The organism is Novosphingobium gossypii (assembly GCF_050433305.1).
Lineage (GTDB): Bacteria > Pseudomonadota > Alphaproteobacteria > Sphingomonadales > Sphingomonadaceae > Novosphingobium > Novosphingobium gossypii.
In genome coordinates, this window is sequence record NZ_JBNPXM010000002.1 from 143,275 (window position 1) to 162,638 (window position 19,364).

The 19,364-nt window shown below is 61.3% G+C and carries 21 protein-coding genes; 10 read left to right on the plus strand and 11 right to left on the minus strand.

Annotation, left to right across the window (positions count from 1 at the left end; all coding sequences use genetic code 11):
* The first annotated feature begins 32 nt into the window (after positions 1 to 32).
* The 3 genes from GGR40_RS06265 (at position 33) to GGR40_RS06275 (ending at position 4,258) form a co-directional block, all read left to right on the plus strand.
* On the plus strand, positions 33 to 983 hold the full coding sequence (locus GGR40_RS06265; protein ID WP_429275353.1) for a FecR family protein: 951 nt from the start codon (positions 33 to 35) through the stop codon (positions 981 to 983).
* A gap of 145 nt (positions 984 to 1,128) precedes the next feature.
* Complete coding sequence (locus GGR40_RS06270; RefSeq protein WP_429275354.1) at positions 1,129 to 3,531, plus strand: TonB-dependent siderophore receptor; 2,403 nt, start codon at positions 1,129 to 1,131, stop codon at positions 3,529 to 3,531.
* A 4-nt stretch (positions 3,532 to 3,535) separates the two neighbouring features.
* Positions 3,536 to 4,258 (plus strand): energy transducer TonB, encoded by a 723-nt coding sequence (locus GGR40_RS06275; protein ID WP_429275355.1) that lies wholly within the window; start codon positions 3,536 to 3,538, stop codon positions 4,256 to 4,258.
* A 172-nt stretch (positions 4,259 to 4,430) separates the two neighbouring features.
* On the opposite strand, the gene GGR40_RS06280 is transcribed toward GGR40_RS06275, so the two are convergent.
* Positions 4,431 to 4,829, minus strand: a complete 399-nt coding sequence (locus GGR40_RS06280) for a RidA family protein (RefSeq protein WP_429275356.1) — start codon at positions 4,827 to 4,829, stop codon at positions 4,431 to 4,433.
* A gap of 162 nt (positions 4,830 to 4,991) precedes the next feature.
* Here GGR40_RS06280 and GGR40_RS06285 point away from each other — a divergent pair, with 162 nt between their 5' ends.
* The gene (locus tag GGR40_RS06285; protein WP_429275357.1) at positions 4,992 to 5,582 is read left to right on the plus strand and encodes a TetR/AcrR family transcriptional regulator; all 591 of its coding nucleotides are present in this window, start codon (positions 4,992 to 4,994) and stop codon (positions 5,580 to 5,582) included.
* Positions 5,583 to 5,666: 84 nt separating this feature from the next.
* Here the strand turns inward: GGR40_RS06285 and GGR40_RS06290 are convergent, their stop codons facing one another.
* Complete coding sequence (locus GGR40_RS06290) at positions 5,667 to 6,014, minus strand: winged helix-turn-helix transcriptional regulator (RefSeq protein WP_429275358.1); 348 nt, start codon at positions 6,012 to 6,014, stop codon at positions 5,667 to 5,669.
* 131 nt (positions 6,015 to 6,145) lie between these two features.
* Here GGR40_RS06290 and GGR40_RS06295 point away from each other — a divergent pair, with 131 nt between their 5' ends.
* The 4 genes from GGR40_RS06295 to GGR40_RS06310 all read left to right on the plus strand — a co-directional run bounded on the left by GGR40_RS06295 (position 6,146) and on the right by GGR40_RS06310 (position 9,609).
* The gene (locus tag GGR40_RS06295) at positions 6,146 to 6,559 is read left to right on the plus strand and encodes an ester cyclase (protein ID WP_429275359.1); all 414 of its coding nucleotides are present in this window, start codon (positions 6,146 to 6,148) and stop codon (positions 6,557 to 6,559) included.
* A gap of 144 nt (positions 6,560 to 6,703) precedes the next feature.
* Complete coding sequence (locus tag GGR40_RS06300; protein WP_429275360.1) at positions 6,704 to 7,492, plus strand: class I SAM-dependent methyltransferase; 789 nt, start codon at positions 6,704 to 6,706, stop codon at positions 7,490 to 7,492.
* Positions 7,493 to 7,968: 476 nt separating this feature from the next.
* Positions 7,969 to 8,523, plus strand: a complete 555-nt coding sequence (locus tag GGR40_RS06305) for a TetR/AcrR family transcriptional regulator (protein WP_429275361.1) — start codon at positions 7,969 to 7,971, stop codon at positions 8,521 to 8,523.
* Positions 8,524 to 8,565: 42 nt separating this feature from the next.
* Positions 8,566 to 9,609 carry an NAD-dependent epimerase/dehydratase family protein gene (locus GGR40_RS06310; protein WP_429275362.1) on the plus strand — a complete coding sequence of 348 codons (1,044 nt, stop codon included), beginning with the start codon at positions 8,566 to 8,568 and terminating at the stop codon, positions 9,607 to 9,609.
* Here GGR40_RS06310 and GGR40_RS06315 read toward each other — a convergent pair.
* A complete protein-coding gene (locus GGR40_RS06315) occupies positions 9,597 to 9,989 on the minus strand; it encodes a MerR family transcriptional regulator (protein ID WP_429275363.1) in 393 nt (130 codons plus the stop codon). The genes GGR40_RS06310 and GGR40_RS06315 overlap by 13 nt on opposite strands.
* Before the next feature lie 68 nt (positions 9,990 to 10,057).
* On the opposite strand from GGR40_RS06315, the gene GGR40_RS06320 reads away from it, so the two are divergent.
* Positions 10,058 to 11,038 carry an aldo/keto reductase gene (locus GGR40_RS06320; RefSeq protein WP_429275364.1) on the plus strand — a complete coding sequence of 327 codons (981 nt, stop codon included), beginning with the start codon at positions 10,058 to 10,060 and terminating at the stop codon, positions 11,036 to 11,038.
* 81 nt (positions 11,039 to 11,119) lie between these two features.
* Here GGR40_RS06320 and GGR40_RS06325 read toward each other — a convergent pair whose 3' ends face one another.
* Positions 11,120 to 11,632 carry a GNAT family N-acetyltransferase gene (locus GGR40_RS06325; protein ID WP_429275365.1) on the minus strand — a complete coding sequence of 171 codons (513 nt, stop codon included), beginning with the start codon at positions 11,630 to 11,632 and terminating at the stop codon, positions 11,120 to 11,122.
* 183 nt (positions 11,633 to 11,815) lie between these two features.
* Positions 11,816 to 12,367, minus strand: coding sequence for an alpha/beta hydrolase family protein (locus tag GGR40_RS06330; protein WP_429275366.1), 552 nt, complete (start codon positions 12,365 to 12,367; stop codon positions 11,816 to 11,818).
* On the opposite strand from GGR40_RS06330, the gene GGR40_RS06335 reads away from it, so the two are divergent.
* On the plus strand, positions 12,354 to 12,515 hold the full coding sequence (locus tag GGR40_RS06335; protein WP_429275367.1) for a hypothetical protein: 162 nt from the start codon (positions 12,354 to 12,356) through the stop codon (positions 12,513 to 12,515). The two genes, GGR40_RS06330 and GGR40_RS06335, sit on opposite strands and share 14 nt — an antisense overlap.
* 167 nt (positions 12,516 to 12,682) lie before the next feature.
* On the opposite strand, the gene GGR40_RS06340 is transcribed toward GGR40_RS06335, so the two are convergent.
* The 6 genes from GGR40_RS06340 to GGR40_RS06365 form a co-directional block, all read right to left on the minus strand.
* Complete coding sequence (locus GGR40_RS06340; RefSeq protein ID WP_429275368.1) at positions 12,683 to 13,039, minus strand: response regulator; 357 nt, start codon at positions 13,037 to 13,039, stop codon at positions 12,683 to 12,685.
* Entirely contained in the window at positions 13,036 to 16,377 is a 3,342-nt protein-coding gene (locus GGR40_RS06345; protein ID WP_429275601.1) for a CheR family methyltransferase, read from the minus strand. The genes GGR40_RS06340 and GGR40_RS06345 overlap by 4 nt, the downstream gene beginning before the upstream one ends.
* Positions 16,378 to 16,454: 77 nt before the next feature.
* A complete protein-coding gene (locus tag GGR40_RS06350; protein WP_429275369.1) occupies positions 16,455 to 17,015 on the minus strand; it encodes a PAS domain-containing protein in 561 nt (186 codons plus the stop codon).
* Positions 17,016 to 17,140: 125 nt separating this feature from the next.
* Positions 17,141 to 17,380, minus strand: coding sequence for a hypothetical protein (locus GGR40_RS06355; protein WP_429275370.1), 240 nt, complete (start codon positions 17,378 to 17,380; stop codon positions 17,141 to 17,143).
* Positions 17,381 to 17,446: 66 nt separating this feature from the next.
* Positions 17,447 to 18,745, minus strand: a complete 1,299-nt coding sequence (locus GGR40_RS06360) for a PQQ-dependent sugar dehydrogenase (protein WP_429275371.1) — start codon at positions 18,743 to 18,745, stop codon at positions 17,447 to 17,449.
* Entirely contained in the window at positions 18,742 to 19,161 is a 420-nt protein-coding gene (locus tag GGR40_RS06365) for a DUF2231 domain-containing protein (protein ID WP_429275372.1), read from the minus strand. The genes GGR40_RS06360 and GGR40_RS06365 overlap by 4 nt, the downstream gene beginning before the upstream one ends.
* Between the last annotated feature and the right edge of the window lie 203 nt (positions 19,162 to 19,364).

Genomic DNA, 19,364 nt, shown 5'->3' on the forward strand with positions numbered 1-19,364 from the left:
ATACTAACATGGGCAGAGCGATCAGGATCAACATGGGGATGCAGGGAGGCCATACGGGAGACACGCGCGGCGAACAGGCCCGTGCATGGGTGGTACGGCTTGCATCCGGGGCGATGTCGGACACGGATATGCGTGCTCTCGATCGTTGGACCTCTGCCGACCCGCGCAACCGGGCTGCATTCCTGCAGGAGCGGCAGACGTGGCAGGACCTTGCGGTGCTTGAAAGCGCCTTTGCCGATACCGGACACCCGCCTCGGCCCAAGGGTCGCCGTTGGCCCTATCGCCTGCTTCCCGTGGCGGCTGCAGCGGCGTTCGTGTGGTTCGTTGGCCCGACCGCCTGGATCTGGGCGCGTGCGGACGCAACAAGTGTGGCGGGCCAGATCCGCGAGGTCGCTCTGGCCGATGGCTCCCGCGCGGTACTGGACAGCGATAGCGCGATTGCGATCGACTATGCCCAGGATCGCCGCACGATCCGGTTGCTGAAGGGTCGCGCATGGTTCGCGGTGCGCCATGGCGACCGGCGCCCGTTCCGTGTCGAAGCGGCTGACGGCGTGGTCCGGGATGTCGCCACGGCCTTCGAAGTGGACGATACTGGATCGCAGACACTCGTGAGCGTCACGCAAGGCGCTGTCGAACTCGAAACCGGTGGGCACTTTGTGCTGCATCAGGGCGAGCGGGCGGCTTTCGGTCCAAATGGCGCTGCTCTGCCGATGGGGGCGCTTGCGCTCGACCAGATCGGAAGCTGGCGGCATGGCGAATTGCTGCTGCGCGAGGTGCCGTTGGAAGCTGCCATTCGTGCCGTTGCCCGTTACCGCAAGGCGCCGGTGATTGTCGTGGGCAACCTATCTGCGGAAAAGCCGATCAGCGGCAGCTTCCGTACGGATCGTCCCGACGAAGTGCTAAATACGCTGGCCGCCATGCGCGGGTTGGAACAGGCAAGTCTGCCCGGCGGGATCGTGCTGCTGCGCCCCGGTCGGCGCTGAATTCGCATTCCATCCAGTTTTTTCGTCGCTTGGGTTTGGGTGTTGCCTTCACCCGAGCGTCAACCCCGTGAACCAATATTGCGAACACCTTGCAATATCACCCACCGCCGAGGCGGGCGCGGTAGTTCGGACGACGGGGGTATATATGAATTGGACTTCGACACGCCTTGCCATGAGGCTGCTGGCCAGCGCCGCTCTTCCGCTCGCGGCGGGCCTGCCGCAGGCTGCGTGGGCGCAGGGCGCCAGCGAGCGTACTTACAACATTCCCGCGCAGTCGCTGGAAGGCGCGCTGCTGGCGTGGATGCGGCAATCGGGCATGCAGGTCGGTTATGAACCGGGCGACGTTGCCGGGCGCAAATCCGCAGCGATTTCGGGTCCGCGAGTGTCGGACGAGGCGCTGGCGGGCCTGCTGGCCGGCACCGGCCTCAGCTATCAGTCGACCGGCGCTGGATCAGTGCGCCTGACGCGCGCTCCGCAAGCGGAGGGTGCGACGGCGGGCGGTGGAACCGTGCTCGGCCCGGTGAGGGTGCAGGGCGAGGGTGCGAGTCGGGGCCGCAGTGGAGAAATCGAGACGGCAACCGGCCCCGTCCCCGGCTACCGCGCCACCTTGAGCGCCACCGCGACGCGGACCGACACCGCCATCCGCGACGTTCCGCAATCCATCCAGATCGTTCCGCGCACGGTGATCGAGGATCAGGCCGCCGTCCGCCTGACGGACATCGTCCAGAACGTGTCCAGCGTTCAGTTGAACGGCACGGCGGGCAACCGGGCGGAAACCTACTCCATTCGTGGCTTCGTATCCGGACGCTATGCGATCAACGGCTTTCCGCTGACCAGTGCGATGGAGCGTCCCGAAGGCTTCTTCGACCTTGCCAACGTTGAGCGCGTCGAAGTGCTCAAAGGCCCCGCGTCGGTAATGATGGGGCTAAGCGAGCCGGGCGGCGTGATCAACATCGTCACGCGCGCGCCCAGCAGGCAGTTCCACTTCGACGGTGCGCTGCAAGGTGGCAGCTTCGATTTCTATCGTGGTGAAATGTCCGTGACCGGGCCGCTCAACGAGTCCGGCACCCTGACCGCGCGCGCCACCGGAGCAATCCAGACGAACGGTGGTTTCCGCCGCGAGGCTCGCAAGAGCGAGCGGGTCTATGGCGCGGCAGCGGTACGCTGGCAGCCCGATGCATTGACGCAAGTGGATCTGACGGCGGATTATGCGGACCAGAAAGTGCCCTTCGATCGCGGGTTGATCGCGGATGAAGATGGCAATTACGTCCACGATGCGCGCACATATTACGGCGAGCGCTGGTCGAACACGGCGACGGAAAAGCTGGTGCTGGGCCTTGCCGCGCAGCGGCAGGTCATGCCGTGGCTGATGCTGCGTTTCACCGGGCGCTACACCGATGCGCTGGTGCAGGATCACAACGCGGTCGATCTTCAGGGGCATTCCAACGGCGTGGTCCGTCGGCGCATCACCAACCGTACAGAGGACTCCAACGACCTGTCGATGCGCTTCGATGCGATCGCGGACGCCTATACCGGCCCGCTGGAGCATCGCATCATGGCGGGGGTTGAGCGCACTGATGGCGAAATGTCGTTCTGGTCTGCCCGTGCCAACATCGGCTCGGTGGCGGCGGTCAACCCGGTATACGGGATGACGCCTGTTCCGGTGGCCACGGTGAACAACGTCTACGACTATGACATCGACACCTGGGGCTTCTATCTGCAGGACCAGATTGGGCTGGGCGAACACGTCAAGGCGCTGGCGGGGATGCGGTATGACCGCACGAAGTCCCACCAGTGGGACTATCTGGAAGACGCCGCGATCCGCACCAAGGACGATGCGCTGACCTTCCGCGCCGGTCTGGTCTATCAGCCGACCGCTTCGGTATCGCTGTACACCAGTTATACGCAGAGCTTCCAGCCCCAGCAGGGCCAGCTGGTGGATGGCACACCGCTCGATCCCGAAAAGGGCGAGCAGTTCGAAGCGGGGGTGAAGTTCGATCTGCTGGATCGCCTGTCGGTCACGGCGGCGGCGTTTCAGATCACCAAGCAGAACGTATCGACCGAAGATCTGGACAACCCGGATTTCTCGGTCCTTACCGGCGAGCAGCGCGTGCGCGGTCTGGAAATCGACATTACCGGAGAGATCCTGCCGGGCTGGAACATCATCGCCAACGCCAGTCATCTCGACGCTGAGATCACGCAGGACAATACCTTTGCGGTGGGCAATCGCCTGAACGGGGTTCCCAGCTTCAGCGGTCGGATATGGACAAGCTACAGCGTCTCTTCGGGCGCACTTTCCGGCCTGTCGCTGGGGGGCGGCGTGCGGGTTGTCGGCAAGCGGGAGGTCGATCTGGACAACCGCTTCACGATTGCCGGATACGAGACGTTCGACGCCTCCATACGCTATGCCCTGAACCCGCATTGGGAAGTTTCCGTCAATGCCGAGAACCTGACGGACCGTTTCTTTGTGGAGGCGGTGCAGGGCGACAACAACCTCTATCCTGGAACGCCGCGCCGCATAGTCGGCACCTTGCGCGCGCGGTACTGACACCATGCTGATGTGCACCCGGAGCAGGGAGGGAGGCCGCGAGGTTGCTATTGTACCCGCGGGCTATCGGCCCGAACGGCAGCGGGGGTTCGCCCTGCTTCTGACGGTGCTGATGTTCTGCCTGCCCCTGGTGCTCCTCGCGCTGTTGAGCTGGCGCACGGTGGTGGCTCATGCGCCAGTTGCTCCTCACGTTGCCGCCTTCGACGTGACCGATCCGGCACCGGTAAAGGATGAGCCTGTGCCTGAGGAAGTGGAACCGGAAAGCGAGCCGCAGCCGGTGGCCGTGGCGCAGCCAACGGCTGTCATTCCTCCGCCGGCCGTGATCACCCAGCACGGTCGGGCGCATCCGGTGCCTGACACGCCCGCGCAAGTCGCGCCAGTGCCGGTCGCGGCTCCCCCCGCGCCACCGGTGACAAAGCCGCGCACCAGCGGCGGCCAGCAGGGACCGGACACCTGGCACGCGCGCGTGCTGGCGCGGCTCAATGCCGTGAAGACTTACCCCGGCTCGGCGCGCGCCAGGCGTCAGCAAGGCACTGTCATGGTGCGCTTCACGGTGGATCGCAAGGGGCAGGTGCTTGGCGTGGCGCTGCACAGGACATCCGGCTTCGCCCTACTGGACCGGGAGGCCTTGGCGCTGCCGAAACGGGCATCCCCGCTGCCCGCGCCGCCGGATGACGTGCCAAGCAACAGCATCGAATTGATCGTGCCGGTTGAGTTCTATCTCTAAGGCTGCCCTTCTGCTTCACCCGTGCACTTGACCTGGACGAAGCTGGAATTTCATGCTTGCCCAGTCGGGCCCATGAACGACCATGAACTGCAACAATCACCGGCATCCGTCAGTTTCAGACTGACTGCCACGGCACGCCGCTCCCCGCCTGCCCTATGGGGGCCCTGCCGGTTTAACTCCCCTCCGGGATGCGGGCTATCACCTTGATCTCGAAGTCGAAGCCGGCCAGCCAGTTGACCCCCAGCGCCGTCCAGGCGGGATAGGGCGCGGTATGGAAAATCTCTTCCTTTATCGCCATGATCGTGCCGAACTGGCTTTCGGGATCGGTGTGAAAGCTCGTGACGTCGATGATGTCTTCGAAGCCGCAGCCGGCAGCAACGAGAACGGCTTCCAGATTGGCGAACGCCAGTCGTACCTGAGCTTCGAAATCCGGCTCTGGAGAGCCGTCCAGGTGGCTGCCGACCTGTCCGGAAACGAACAGGAGATTGTCCGATCGTACAGCGGGAGAGTACCCGTGTGCTTGGTAGAGAGCATGCGGAGCGGCAGGAAACACTGCTTTGCGCGAGGCCATGTCATTGTCCTTTCCTGAAAAATAAGTGGATGCGCCCGATCGACCCGGCTGGACATTTCAACCATTGCTGGCCATCTGGCATACGCTGCGTATGTTAAATCATGGATAATGCTCCGTGTCAAATCCATATACGCTACGTATGCGAAAGGATCTGCCTTGCCTGTGAAACGCCGTGCCGAAACGATGGAAGAAAACCGCGCCAAGCTGATCGGCGCAGCGCGCAAGGCGTTCGCGGAGTCGGGTTTCGCCGGTGCATCAATGGACGATCTGACTGCATCGGTCGGCCTTACCCGAGGTGCCCTTTATCATGGCTTTGGCGACAAGAAGGGTCTGCTGGCGGCCGTGGTCGCTCAGGTGGATGGAGAGATGGCTGCGCGCGCGCAGCAGGCTGGTGCCAAATCCGCGAATGACTGGGACGCGCTGCTGGCGGAAGGGGCGGCCTATATAGAGATGGCATTGGACCCGGAGGTCCAGCGGATCGTCCTTCTGGACGGACCCGCTTTCTTGGGCGATCCATCGGGGTGGCCAAGCCAGAATGCCTGCTTAAGCATCACGAAGCAGGCGGTCGGGAAGTTGATCGCCGAAGATGTCATGAAGCCGGTCGACATCGAGGCTGCATCACGGCTCCTGAGCGGTGCGGCGTTCAATGCAGCCCTGTGGGTAGCGGCCAGCGCGCAGCCCCACCTTGCCCTGCCCAAGGCGATCGAGGCCTTTACAATCATGGCAGAAGGTTTCTTGGCACACCCCAACTGACGACCGGCATTGCATCTTGTTCCGGCTGATTTTTCTCAAGAGCAGGTCCGGCATCTCCCGAATTGTCGCCAGACGATCCGTCGTTCAATTCGGTCCTGGCTCCTGCGGCTTTGCCAATGTTTCCATTACCTGCGCGCGGTTTTGCGTGCCCCACTCGCAGAGTGGCAGCAAGGCCTTGACCAGCGTTCGGCCGAACGGGGTCAGCGCATAATCGACCATCGGTGGCACACGCTGGTGATCATGCCGGACTAGGACGTTCATCGCCACCAATTCGCGCAATTGCTGGATTAGCACCTTTTCACTGATGCCGCCGATACGTTGTCTCACTTGTGAGAACCGGGTCGGCCCGTCTTGAACGTGATAAAGGATGAGAGGCTTCCATTTCCCGCTGATGACCTTCAGCGAAACATCCAGTCCGCAGGTGTCGTCCATGAAATCCTTGTACCAATCTAAGCTTACCTTTTGGTAGGTTCTACCCTCCGGGTAATCCTCTGTCTATCTGGGGAATATGGTCGCCGCTCTGACGGACGGTGACGCGGATAAGCGCGTTAGGACGCATTCTCATGACAGACGATATACAGACTATAAAAGACCTTTATGCTGGGGCCGAAGGCAACAGCCTCGACCTTGCCGGCTTTCTCTCGTGCTTCTCGGATGACGGCTACGTGCGCAATGTCCCGGCGCAGATCGACTTTCGAGGGCGGGATATCGCGCTGGTCGCAAGTGGCATGGCGGATGCCTTTCCCGACATTCACCGCGAAATCTTCAGCATCAGCGCGACGCAGGATCTCATCGTCGTGGAGTTGGCTATCCGCGGCACCCATGAGGGTACGTTGATGATGCCGACCGGCCCGGTGCCCGCCACCGGCAAGCGGATCGACGTTCCTTGTTGCGACGTTTTCCGCATGAAGGATGGAAAAGTCGCATCCTTCCATTGCTACAACGCCGCCAACATCATGCAAGAGCAGTTGTCGTGAACAAAACGCGCGGAGCGGCCTGTTTGTCGCCGAGCGGGCAATCCGGTTCGGGTTCAGAATGCCTGTGTGATATCAATCAAAGATAAAGCCTTCTGACCTGCTCGTAACGCTTGAAATTTCGCCTCCACAACCTACCATGATACAATGTCACATATCACTCCGCACTCGCCGCCCAATCCCGCTAACACGCCGAGTTCCCGCTTCTTTGGCAACATCGGTATCGGTGCCGGTATGCGGATCCTTGATGTCGGTTGTGGAAATGGCGACCTTAGCCGACTTGTCGCCAGCCTCACCGGACCGAGCGGCGAAGTCGTTGCCATCGACCGAAGTCAGCAGGCAATAGCGATGGCGCAGCGCATGGACGCAAATCCGCTCGCTGCGCACATCCACTACTGCACCGTAGATTTGGCAAGTGAACTGCCTGACCTGGGCCAATTCGATGCGATCGTTGGCCGCCGCGTGCTGATGTATCTGCCCGATGCAGTCGCAACGTTGGAACGACTTGCCGCACTGGCGCGGCCGGGCGCGACCCTTGCCTTTCAAGAACACGCGCGCACGAGCCTTCCGGCCGGACTTGGAGACATCCCGCTGCATCGACAACTTTATGACTGGACATGGAGAACAGTCGCGGCCGAAGGTGGCGATGTCGCACTGGCCTTCCGTCTTGCCAAGATAATGCAGGCTTTGGGCCTCACGGTAGAGGACGCCCGCAGCGAGGCGATACTGCTGCATTCCAGCGAACCCTCGTTCCTGCCCACGCTGGCCGAAGTGATGTTACCCCGCGCTGTCGAGTGCGGCATCGCTCGCACTGAAGAACTAGATGTGGCGACGTTGGACCAGCGTATCGAGGAAGAGGCGCGCAGCGTCGATGGCGCGATCGTTTGGGATCTCGCGTTTCTGATTTCCGCACGGAAAGAATCAGCAACCGGTTGAAAGAACGGTGCTTTGGATCGCGGCGAATAATGTTCGATGCCCAAGTCGATTCCGGACGACAAAGGCGCAGCACACCGCTCGTCTGTCCGTTTTCCTCCACCTTCCAACGGTCGAATTCAGGCAAAGGCGATTGATAACAGATTTTAGAGTAATCAGCGCCCCGGTGGGACAGCGCTGGTCGCGCTATCCTTTTGAGCTTTCCTGATGGAAAAGCCGGTTTGCCAGCAAAAGAGCCGCGAACTGTGCTGAACTTGGCGTTCCGACCTTACCAGTACCTCCCGCGATGCGAACCGCGCCGCTTTGGCTACTACCGCCCAACCTACGGCATTCATGTCCCCCGCTGCAAACGTCTGGATCCAACGGATAAGCGACATTGATGGTCTAGCCTGGCATCAAACATCCGCCACGACCGACAGGTTGACGCTTTCAAACGATCCATTTATATCCATCTGGTCAGATATAAATGGATCGTTTCGATGGGTCGTAAGAAAAGTATCGATCAGAACCGCATCCTCGATGCGGCCGAAGCTGTCGTCGCGAGGGTCGGGGCTGCGAAACTCACGCTTGACGGCGTTGCTCAGGAGGCATGCATCAGCAAGGGTAGTGTGGTGTACGATTACGGCACCAAGCAGGCCCTGATCGAAGCTATGGTCGAGCGCGCCGTCCTGCGCGACAATGCGTTCAACCAGGCGGCCGCTGATACCTTCGAGGGGAGCGACAATGCGACATTGAAGGGCCGGATTCTAGCCGCCAGTCAGCCATTCCCTGACGAATTTCGCGCGGTGGCCCTCAATATTTGCGCGGCACTTGCGCAGGACCGTTCGCTTCGTTCCGCCATCCAAAAAAACCAGACTGCAGTGATCGGACGCATACGAGACGAAGCGGGCGAGGCGAAAGGCCCCATGTTAGCGTATCTCGCGCTTGAAGGTCTCAAGCTGCTGGAGACCCTCGATTATCACCAATGGTCCGATAGCGAGCGCGAAGCGCTGCTCGACGATATCCGCTGGCTTGCCTCCGTATCTCGGGAGTGACCGTGCCGGGGCAATGTTTCTAATCTAGAAAGCAGAACTTCCATGAATGATTATAGAGCAGTCGGAGGCGATTTTGCTTCTGACGCCGAACTGCTGTCTCCGCTATTCCTGACCGGCGGGAGCGGCTACCTCGGGCGCAATCTGATCCGCCATTTCGTTGCCAAGAGCTTCGAGGTCATTGCTCCAGTTCGTTCGCAAACGGCTGCAGATACCGTCCGTGCGCTTGGGGCGAGACCGATCATCGGCCAACTTGCAAGTCCGGTTGTCGGTGACGCTATGAAAGGGTGTCGCGCGCTCGTCCATGCTGCGGCCCACACCAGCCACGGCCCCGAGACCCCCGAGCATGTCGCCGTCAACGTCGAGGGTACACGCGCCATTTTCACTGCTGCCAGGCAGGCGGGTATCCGCGCCGTGCATGTCAGCACGGATTCGGTGCTTCTCGATGGGCAGGCGCTTGTCGATGTAGACGAGCGCCGCGCTATGCCCGCCCGCTTTCCCGGTGCCTATTCCCGTACCAAGGCGGAAGCGGAGCGGATCGTGCGGATGCTGTGCGGCGAGGGTCTTGAAGTCGCGATCGTACGTCCGCGCTTCGTTTGGGGCCGCGACGACACTACGGCTTTGCCGATCCTGACACACGCGGCCCGATCCGGGCAGATGGCCTGGATCGATGGCGGCGAGTATCTCACATCTGCCACGCATGTCGCCAATGCCTGCCATGGCATCGAACTGGCGCTGTTGAGAGGCCGGACAGGCGAAGCCTACTTCATCACCGATGGCGAGCCGTTGCCTTTCCGTCATTTCGTGTCCCGGCTGCTGGAAACGCAAGGCATCGCTCCTCCGGAAAAGAAAGTGCCCTCCTGGCTTGTTCGCACCGTTGCCTGCGCGGGCGAGGCGGCGGCGCGTCTTTCCGGCGGGAGGATCAAGCCCCCTGTCACGCTTCAGGATTTGGCGACAATGGCTGTGGAAGTGACGCTCGACATCACCAAGGCCCGGCGAGAACTCGGATACGAACCGGTTGTCTCAGTCGAGGAAGGCATGGCCGAACTGAAGCGCCTCGCTTCCTCGGGCGCAGGTCAGCAGAAGTAGGCGTCGGGGGCAGGACCGGGCTGGCCTGCTTCCACCCACTCCAGTTTGCCTTTGAGGAAAGTCAGCGCGGCATCAAGTTCGCGCTGGCGTTCTTCAAGGCGGGCGATCTGTTTCTTCAGGACTTCGCCGGTTCGCTCCGGTGATCCGGAGCCGCGACGGTATTCCTCGGCGAGCGCGCCGATCTCAGCGAGCGAGTATCCGAGCGACTGCTGCAAACGGATCATCCGCGCGGCGGTGACGTCGTCGGCGCTGAATACCTGATAGGGATTGGATCCGCCCTTTCTTGCACTGCGCGCGGGCTTCAGCAGGCCCCTGGCAATGTAGAATCGCACCGTATCGACCGAAAGGCCTGCGGTTTTGGCGAATTGCGAAATCAGCATGAAATCCCCTTGACCATGGAGCATACTCCACACTTATAGGACCTGCCAGTCAACATCTGGAGTCTGCAATGACCGGCATCAAACCTCTTCCACAGATCGCGCTCGGCAACGGCGGTCCGGCCATCGGTGTTCAAGGTTTTGGCTGCATGGGGATGAGCGAATTCTACGGCACCACCGATGAAGCGGAAGCCCGAGCCACGCTGGAGAGGGCTCTGGAGCTCGGCGTCACCATGTTCGATACGGCGGACGTCTATGGTATGGGCGAAAACGAGCGCTTTCTCGCACCTTTCGTTCGGGCGCACCGCGACACGGCGGTGATCGCCACCAAGTTCGGTTATGCCCGGACCCCCGAGAACCCCAACGACTGGAGCCTCGACAACCGCCCGGAATTCATCCGCGCCGCGGCGGAAAACTCGCTTCAGCGTCTCGGGATCGAGGTCATCGATCTGTACTACATGCATCGCCGCAGTAGCGACGTGCCGCTTGAGGAATCGATCGGAGCAATGGCGGATCTGGTGGCAGAGGGCATAGTCCGGGCGCTGGGCCTCTCGGCGGTCAGCGCGCAGGAACTGCGCGATGCCCACGCCGTGCATCCGATCGCGGCCCTTCAATCCGAATGGTCGATCTTTACGCGCGAAATCGAAGCGGAAGTCGTGCCAGCAGCAGTCGAGCTGGGCGTGACGATTGTGCCCTATTCGCCGCTGGGGCGCGGAATGCTGACGGGCAGGGCTTTTGCGCAGACGCTGGGCATAGGCGACGCCCGCTCCCACTTTCCGCGCTTCTCTCCCGAAAATCTGGCGGCGAACATGCGCCTGGTGGCCAGGATCGAGGAAATCGCCGCTGAGCAGGACGCCACCCCGGCGCAGATCGCGATCGCCTGGCTTTACGCAAAAGCGGGCCAACTTGGCGCTGCCGTCTCGCCCATTCCTGGCACTCGCAACCGGGTTCGACTGGAAGAGAACGTGGCGGCGTCGTCGCTTACGCTTGAGGAGGCGGCGATGGTTGCATTGGAGCCTCTCGCTCGCGAAGTCATGGGCATTGCCATTTGACGCGACTGGCGAGTTGTTCTTTCGGGAGCAACTCGCCGTTGAGCCTCGGACATGGCTGGTGAAGGCGTGTTCTGACGGCCCTCAGGACGAAGTGCGTTCATACTTGTCTACGGCGGCTTCGCGATAGACGGTTGCTCCATACGGACGGAAACCGAGGCGATCCGCGAGTTTGATAGATGCCGTGTTGGCTACGTCGATTATGCAGACCGTGCGCTGCGGCCCATATTCGCGTTCGAACCAGTCCAGAAGAACCGTCATTGCCTCGGCAGCATAGCCTCGGCCGTGCGAACCGCCGGTAAAGAGCCAGGCTGCCTCAGGAGTGCCATCGAAATCCGGGCCAAGTCCACGTTGAAAATCGGCCAGGCCGACCTCGCCGATGAAGTCGCCGCTGCTGCGTTCGAATACGGCCAACATGCCATAGCCAAGCAGGCTCCAATGCCCTGCATAACGGAGAAGCCGGTGCCAGGCCTCTTCACGAGAAGTAGGAAGCCCTCGAATGAACGCGTGGACTGCCGGATCGTTAGCCAACTGGAGAACATGATCGAGATCGCCAATCGTATGGGGGCGTAAGACCAGTCGTTCGGTAAAGAGCATTGTTGAATCCGCTGGAGTTGGCTTGCTTGGAATGAGGCTGGATTTCTAACCGGCGCCCCTACTGCGAACGAGACGGGACAGCCAAAGGTTGTTCGTGGAGTCGAGGCGGCGATGGTCTGCCGTCGCCGCCCCGACATTGCAACGGGATCAGTCGCGCAGGACCGCAATTTCCGGGAAACGGCATCAAGCCACCAGACCGGATCTGCGGTTCCTTCGCGGATTGATCCGTCGCGGCAGACAAAGTGGCGCACGTCGCCGGCCGGGCTCCGCAAGATCGCCGGACATTGCGCGTTCCAGCCATTCCCCTCCGAAGCGGATTATCTCGGCGGCTACTCCGCCAAGGCGGTGGTACTCATCTTCATAGACACGCAATTCCTTCGGTGCCTTGATGCGTTCGAAACTGGTAATCGCTTCCTCAAGGCGGGTGAGTTCGTCGAACTCGCCGATCCCGACAAGTACCGGGCACTCGATCTGGGCAACGAGGTCGCCCAGAGGCATCTTCCGAGCGATCTCCCGGTCGAAATCGTCCTCGTTCGTGTAACTCGACATGTACATGTAGTTATTCTTGGAACTGGGCTGAGCGCGCTCGAAGATCGTCGCGAAGTCGCCTGTGACGCCTTCGAAGCTGGCGAAGGCCTTGATGCGGCGATCCGATACAGCGGCGCGGTGTCCCCAATAGCCGCTCATGCTGATACCAAACATTCCGATCTTGTCGCTATTGATGGTCGTTTCCATCAGCGATCTCGGGGCCGCGCGCCATCAGGAACGCAGCAACCATATTGCCCAATCGATGAGCAATAACCTTGCGAACGTGGATCCCGACACCATTCGCCAATCGGCCGAGATAGTCGTGCAAAAGACCAAGCTATACGATACGCCATAACGAAGAAAATACCGCACGGCAGGAGTGACTGGTGTTCCCGTACAAATATATCAGTCAAGCCAAAAACGACTGACTTGTCTGAATCAAAGCGTTGCGTGCTTGGCGAAGGTGACCCTCTTCGGAGATCGTCTCAACATAACTGCCGTTTCGATCTCGATGGTTCCGTCTCATTTCCGGTTCGTGGCCCTTTTCAAAGCAGCGCGCAGCTGAGACGGCGAACTGGGCTTCGGACATATCTGGGCATCTGGATAGCGTGAACGCAGCGCGGCCTCGTTGGCATGGCCGGAGTGGAAGATGAGGGGGACCTTCATCTCATGCATCCTGTCGGCAGCGGGGAAAACCTCGCCGTCCGGCAGCCGGACATCAAGGATGGCGGCTACCGGCTTATGGCGATCAATCGCGCGCATGGTCGCAGCCACGGTTCCACAATGCGCAGAGACAGCGAAGCCTTCTTCGGCGATCAGGTCTTCCAGATCGAGGACGACGAAAAGCTCGTCCTCGACGATCAGCACCGTGTCGGTCATCGTGCTATCACGCCGTCGGGCAGCTTGAGATGCAACGAAAAGCGTCCATCCTGCAATTCGTGGGAAATCTGAGCCGCAAGCTGTCGGACGGACGTCATGACGAGCAAGGTTCCGAAGCCCGAACCCTCGGTCGCATCAATCGTGTCCTCACCGTTTTCATCCCAGAGCAAGTCGATCCCGTTGGGCGATAAACGCCAATCGATCGTAAGGGTTCCCGCCCGAGGGCCCAACACCCCGTATTTGGCGGCGTTGGTGGTCCATTCATGCAGGATCAGCGCTAGAGGAGACAGGCAGTTACGGTCGATGACGACCTCGGGACCGGCGATTTGAAGTTCCGAACGGCCTGCATATGCCGCCGTGGTCGTCTCGATGAGCGTTCGCAGTGAAAACGCCTGCCGTTCTTCTCCCGAAGGTGATGCCAGCGAGTGGGCCTGGCCAAGTGCGGCGATACGCTCACGCAAATCGGCGCCGTAGCTGCGTACATCGTCATGAGAACGGCCCGCAACGGCAATCATGCCGCTGACCACCGCAAAGAGGTTCTTCACCCGGTGGTTCATCTCACGCAACATGAGGCCGCGGGTTTCGGCAACGGCGTATTCCGCAGTGACATCGATGGTCGCGCCGACAAGGCGGCGGGGGCTGGACCCGATAAGGCGGCCATAAGCCTTGAGCCTTCGGGAATCGTCATCCCGCTCTTCCACCCCGCGAACACGGAAGGCGACTTCCATGTCCCGGTCTTCGTACAGGGCATGGGCGATGCCGTCTTCGACGGCGGGGCGATCCTCGGGATGGACGCGCGCCAATACGTCGCCAAGGCGAATTTGCCCTTCCGATGGCAGCGCAAGTTGCGCTCTGCTGGTGAGGTCGAGAATGGCGTTGTCATCGTCGGGGCGAAGCTCCCATACGCCGATGCCGCCCGTCTTGACGGCAAGGTCCAGCCGCTCGCGCTCGGCTGCGAGATCGTCTTCCATCAGCAGAGCCACAGTGATGTCGGTCAGCACCAGCGTGGCGCCATCAATGGTGCCGTGCTGGGTGCGATAGGGCAGGACGCGCAGCGATAGGGTACGGGCGCCGTCGCGCGTGCGGACACGGCGATGGAGCGGCTCGCCGCTAGCCGCGACCCGTCGGGCATCGTCAAGGTACTTGCCATCGTCAAGCCGGGTCGCGACGTCTGCGAGCAGGCGCCCCCGATCAGTCTGCTGCAGCGGGAAGATTGTCGTCGCGGCCTCTGTGAAGCTGCGGATGCGCAACTGCCCGTCGAGCACGATCACCGCGAGTTCGGTTGATTCAAAGAAATTGCGCAAGTCCGAATTCGCGACGGTCAGCTGATCGACCTTGCTCTTCAGTTCGTCGTTGACGGTGGAAAGCTCCTCGTTGGTGGACTGGAGCTCCTCGTTCATCGACATCATTTCTTCGTTGGAACTCTTGAGCTCCTCGTTGGCGGTTTCCAGTTCCTCGACCGCAGTCCGCAGTTTGTGACGAGTGAGGCGCAGTTCCTCCTCAAGCGCTTCCATGTGGTCGTCGCCGCTTTCGATTTCGGCGAAGTCAGGGCCATCGAAGGGCAGAAAAGGGCCGCGATCGCGCAGCACCAGAAGCAGCGTGCCATCGGGGAGCGGTTCGCACACCGCTTCGACGGGCTGCACTCCATAATCCGAGCGAACTTCCACCTCGCGGGCGACGACCCGCTTTCGGGCATCGCGCGCCTGCCGCACCAGTGGGCCAAGCACGTCGCGAAGGCCGGGTTTGGCAAGCGAGATGGCATTGGCACCACCCGTGCGGGTCACCGGGAAATCGAAGTAGCGGCTCAGCTTGCCATATGCTGCCAGGACTGCGCCGTCCTGATTGAGCACCATTGCCGGCGGAGCATAGCGGTCCGCCAGACGCTGGATTGCGACGGCAGCTTCCGGCGGCTTGCGTCGGTTGTCGCGCTCTGCGGCGTCGTCGCACCGACGCGAGATTCCCCGCTCACCTCCAGGGAGATCTATGGGATAGCTTGGGCTTCCCGGGCCGCGCTCGAAGATGCGGGCATGATGGTCAAGCGCAGGGAAAAGGTGATCGAAGCGGCCGATGCTCTCGGAAGGGCCGAGAAACAGATAGCCGCCCGGCCGGATCGCATAATGCAGGATGGGCATGACCGACTGCTGGAGACGGTCGTCGAAATAGATCAGGAGATTGCGGCAGGACACCAGATCGATGCGTGAGAACGGGGGGTCCTTCACGACCGAATGATTCGAAAAGCGGATCAGATCCCGGATCTGGTTCGAAATGGCGAACTTCTCGCCGTGCGGGATCGTCCACCGCTCGCGCATGGGCGATGGGATGTCAGCCAGCGCAGAGGCGGGGTAGATGCCTTCCCGTGCGATCTGCAGCATCTGCTCGTCGATATCCGAGGCAAATATCTGCACAGGATTGGCAAGGTTCATCCGTCGCGCCGCTTCGGCGAACAGCATCGCGATGCTGTATGCTTCCTCTCCGCTGGAGCAGCCCGGTATCCAGACCCTTATCTCTTCGTCGCCCCCGCGCTCGCTCAGAAGCGGTTCGACCACCTTCTCCCGCAAAGCATCGAACATATCCGGATCGCGGAAAAACCGCGTGACGTTGATGAGGAGATCCCGGAACAGCGCCTCGCATTCCGCGGTGTCCGACTTGACGCGCTGAAGGTAGCCGCTGGCGGAATCGATGTTCAGCACATGCATGCGCCGTTCCACCCGCCGGACCAGCGTTGAACGCTTGTAGCCCGAGAAGTCGTGGCCAACTGCCTTGCGCAGCGTCGCGCACAAGTCATCCACGTGGTCGGCAACCAGTTCTGCCTCGCGTTCACGCGGCTCGCCCCGACGGCGCGCGAAGAACGCGCTCAGACAATCGAGGATTTCGGAAGGCTGCTTGACGTAGTCGACCAAACCGGTGCCTACCGCAGACACCGGCATACCGTCATATCGCGCAGTCTCGGGCGTCTGGACTACGCAGACGCCGCCGTGCTCCTTGATGGCGCGCAGACCTGTCGATCCATCTGCGCCGGTGCCGGACAGGATCACGCAGGCGGCATCCGTCTGTTTCTCGGCGGCCAGCGATATGAAAAAGTCATCGATCGGGCGGCGCAGTCCGCGTGGTTGCGCAAAATCCGTCAACTGCAGCTTGCCATCCTGAAGCGCAAGGCCGCGACCGGGAGGGATGATATATACCCGGTCGGGAAGCACTTCCTCCCCGCCCTCGCATTGAAGAACGTCTAGGGGGCTGGCCCGGTCAAGAAGTTGCGCCAGCATGCTTTCATAATTTGGGTCGAGGTGCTGGACCACCACGAATGCCATGTCTGTAGGGAGGCGCGCGGCAGAAAGCATTTCGCGCAGGGCTTCAAGCCCTCCTGCCGATGCGCCGATCCCAACGATCGGGACGCACGAAGCCTGGCCGGTCTTACTCACAGGATGGAACTGTCATCGAGGCTGGCCAGGGTAAGCTTTGCCTGCGCTATCGTGGTCGCCGAATTTGCGATCGTGGTCAGCGTTCCTTCGACGATGATCCCGCTTTCTGCAGCTACGGGGCTCAGCCGGGTCAGCGTTCGGCCAAGATCATCGTCATAAGCCCGCAGCTTGTCGGGCTGCGCGCGGCTCACGTCGAACTGCGAGGCGAAAATGAAGCGTGTCTCTCCGGACAGGGCACGCAGGCGAGACATGTAAAGCAGGTTCACGAAGGGGGAACCATCCTTGCGAAAATTGAGGATGGGCGTGCGCACGTTCGCAGCGGTATCGTTGCGCAGGAATGCGCGCAATTTGGCGCGGGCTTCGTGATCCTCTGCCGGTCCCTGAAGGATCCTGCAATTTTGACCCGCGAGATCTTTCTGCGAGAAACCGGTCAGATCTGCAAAGCGTCCGTTCATCATGATGAGGTGATTGTCGCCGCCGGGATCCCCCAGCGCCAGGGCCACTGGAGAATTCTCGAAGAAGGTGCGCAGTTCGGATGGCACACTCAGATCAGACACTTCGATACTCCTGGCCTTTGGGTATATGCCGTGATGTTGCCCATGTAGAAGGGCTGGGTGGGCGTTCCGCGTCCAGGTAACCGAAATCGCCGGCCGAGCAACTGACGGGGGCGAAATCTAACGGATCAGAGTTCGCCGGGTTCAGTGGTCAAACTGTCAGAGATAGTACCTGCAGCCCCGTTGGCGTCGGCAGCGAGGTCGCGTAATGCCTTCGCCGTGTCCTGCAACAGCGTATCACTGATGGGGCGCTCGCCATTGATGAACCGGCGAATGGCCCGCTCATCTATCCTGAGGCGACGCGCAAATGCCGTGGTTCCACCGAACAGCTGAACACAGTAGGCGAAGTGATCCTGTCTATCTTGCATGCACGGAACATAGCCTTTCATGTGCAGGAAGCAACTTATGAGGCCGCGGAGGGAATGGCGAGATGATCACCGGGAAGGTGTGATGCGCCATACGGTGTTCGACAGGTCATCGGCGATCAGCAGCGCCCGTCGTACGGGATCGTAAGTCGTGCCCACCGGGCGACCGCGGGCCTTGCCATCCGGTCCGATGAAACCTGTCACGAAGTCGCGGGGTTTGCCGGATGGCCGACCGTTGGTGAAGGGTATCCATACGACCTTGTAGCCTGCAAGCTGGCGCCGGTTCCAACTGCCGTGCTCACCCACGAACGCGCCATCTGCATAGTTCCCACCGAAGCCGCCGCCGGTCAGGAACGTCAGGCCAAGCGCCGCAACATGCGATCCAAGGGCATAATCCGGCGCGATTGCCTTTCGGACCATATCGGGCTTCTGGGGATGGACGCGCGGATCAACGTGACCGCCATAGTAGCTGTAAGGCCAGCCATAAAACGCCCCCGGTTTCACCGAGGTCAGGTAATCCGGAACGAGGTCCGCACCCAGTTCGTCGCGTTCGTTGACGACGGCCCACAGCGCCTGCGTCGCGGGATTGATCGCAAGTGCCGTCGGGTTGCGGATGCCCGAGGCAAAAGTACGGTGCGCCCCGGTTTCGCGGTCGATTTCCCAAACGACCGCGCGCTCTTCCTCCACGGCCATGCCGCGCTCACCCACGTTACTGTTCGAGCCGATACCGACGTAAAGGCGCGAGCCATCGGCGCTGGCGGTCAGCGACTTGGTCCAGTGATGGTTCGGATTGGCAGGCAGCGTGGTAACCACTTCGCCCGGAGCATCGATGCGCGTCGATCCATCCCGATAGGGGAAGCGCAACAAGGCGTCCTGATCGGCTATGTAGAGGTCAGAGCCCACGAGCGCCATGCCATAAGGTGCGTTCAGCCTATCGATCAGGACGGTCTGGAATTCATACCTCCCATCGCCGTCACGATCTCGCAGCAGGCTGACACGGTCGCCGCCTTTCGTGCCGCTTTTGCCAAGGCTCTTTATATAGCCTGCAATGACGTCCTTGGGACGCAATTTGGGCGCGCTTCCGCCAAGGCCCTCGGACACCAGAATATCGCCATTGGGTAGCACGAGCATCTGTCGCGGAACCTTGAGCCCGGTAGCGATGGCTGCAATGGTGAAGCCTTTTGGTACGGTGGGAGTTGCCCGGTTCCAGCCCGCAGGGCTGGCGATCTTCATCGGGGGAAGCAGCGTCTCGTTCTGATCGGGCAGCGCTGGACGGGGTCCGGTCTGATCGAGGTCGGGCGCCTTTTCGCAGGCGGTCAGCGCAAGCGGTGCGGCAAGGGCCAGGGCGGACAAGACAAGGCGGTTCATGGCTGCACCTCCCGGGAAACGCCATAGCCGATCCACCCTGCCGCCAGCGCCAGAACCGTGGAGATGACAGACAGAGCAAGACCGGTCGTGCCGACCGAGCTCCACCCGTCATGGCTATGTTGGAACGCGTTGACGAGGCCGATGACAAACACCAGCGCCAGGATCGCGCAGAGCCACCTTCTTCCCCCACGGCTTACAAGCATGCCTATCAGCGCCCAGGCCATGGCAAGGCCGGTGAACACCAGCGCCCCCGCGATCAGCCAGGCTGCAAAGTTCGACCATTGCATCTCCGAACTGTTCAGGTACGCGATGTCAGCCAGCAGCGCGGCGGGAAAGAGCGCCACCGGAAAGGCGAGCAGGATCGCGTGAAACGGGTGCAGCGCGACCGGCGTGGCGTTGGAAGGGGCTTTGGGCAAGTCGAATTCCTTCAATGCCTTGTCAGACAGGCATGAACAGCAAATGCGCCGAGCGGCGAAGGGTTGCCGATGCGTCCGGTTGATGCGTCAGGGCCCCACCTCGCCACCGCTGCCGGGCGGTCGGTGGCTTGTTCCTGCCGCGAAGCCCCGTGCGATTTCCACCAATGGGGATCAAAGGAGATGATTGGTCCACCATCTTCGCC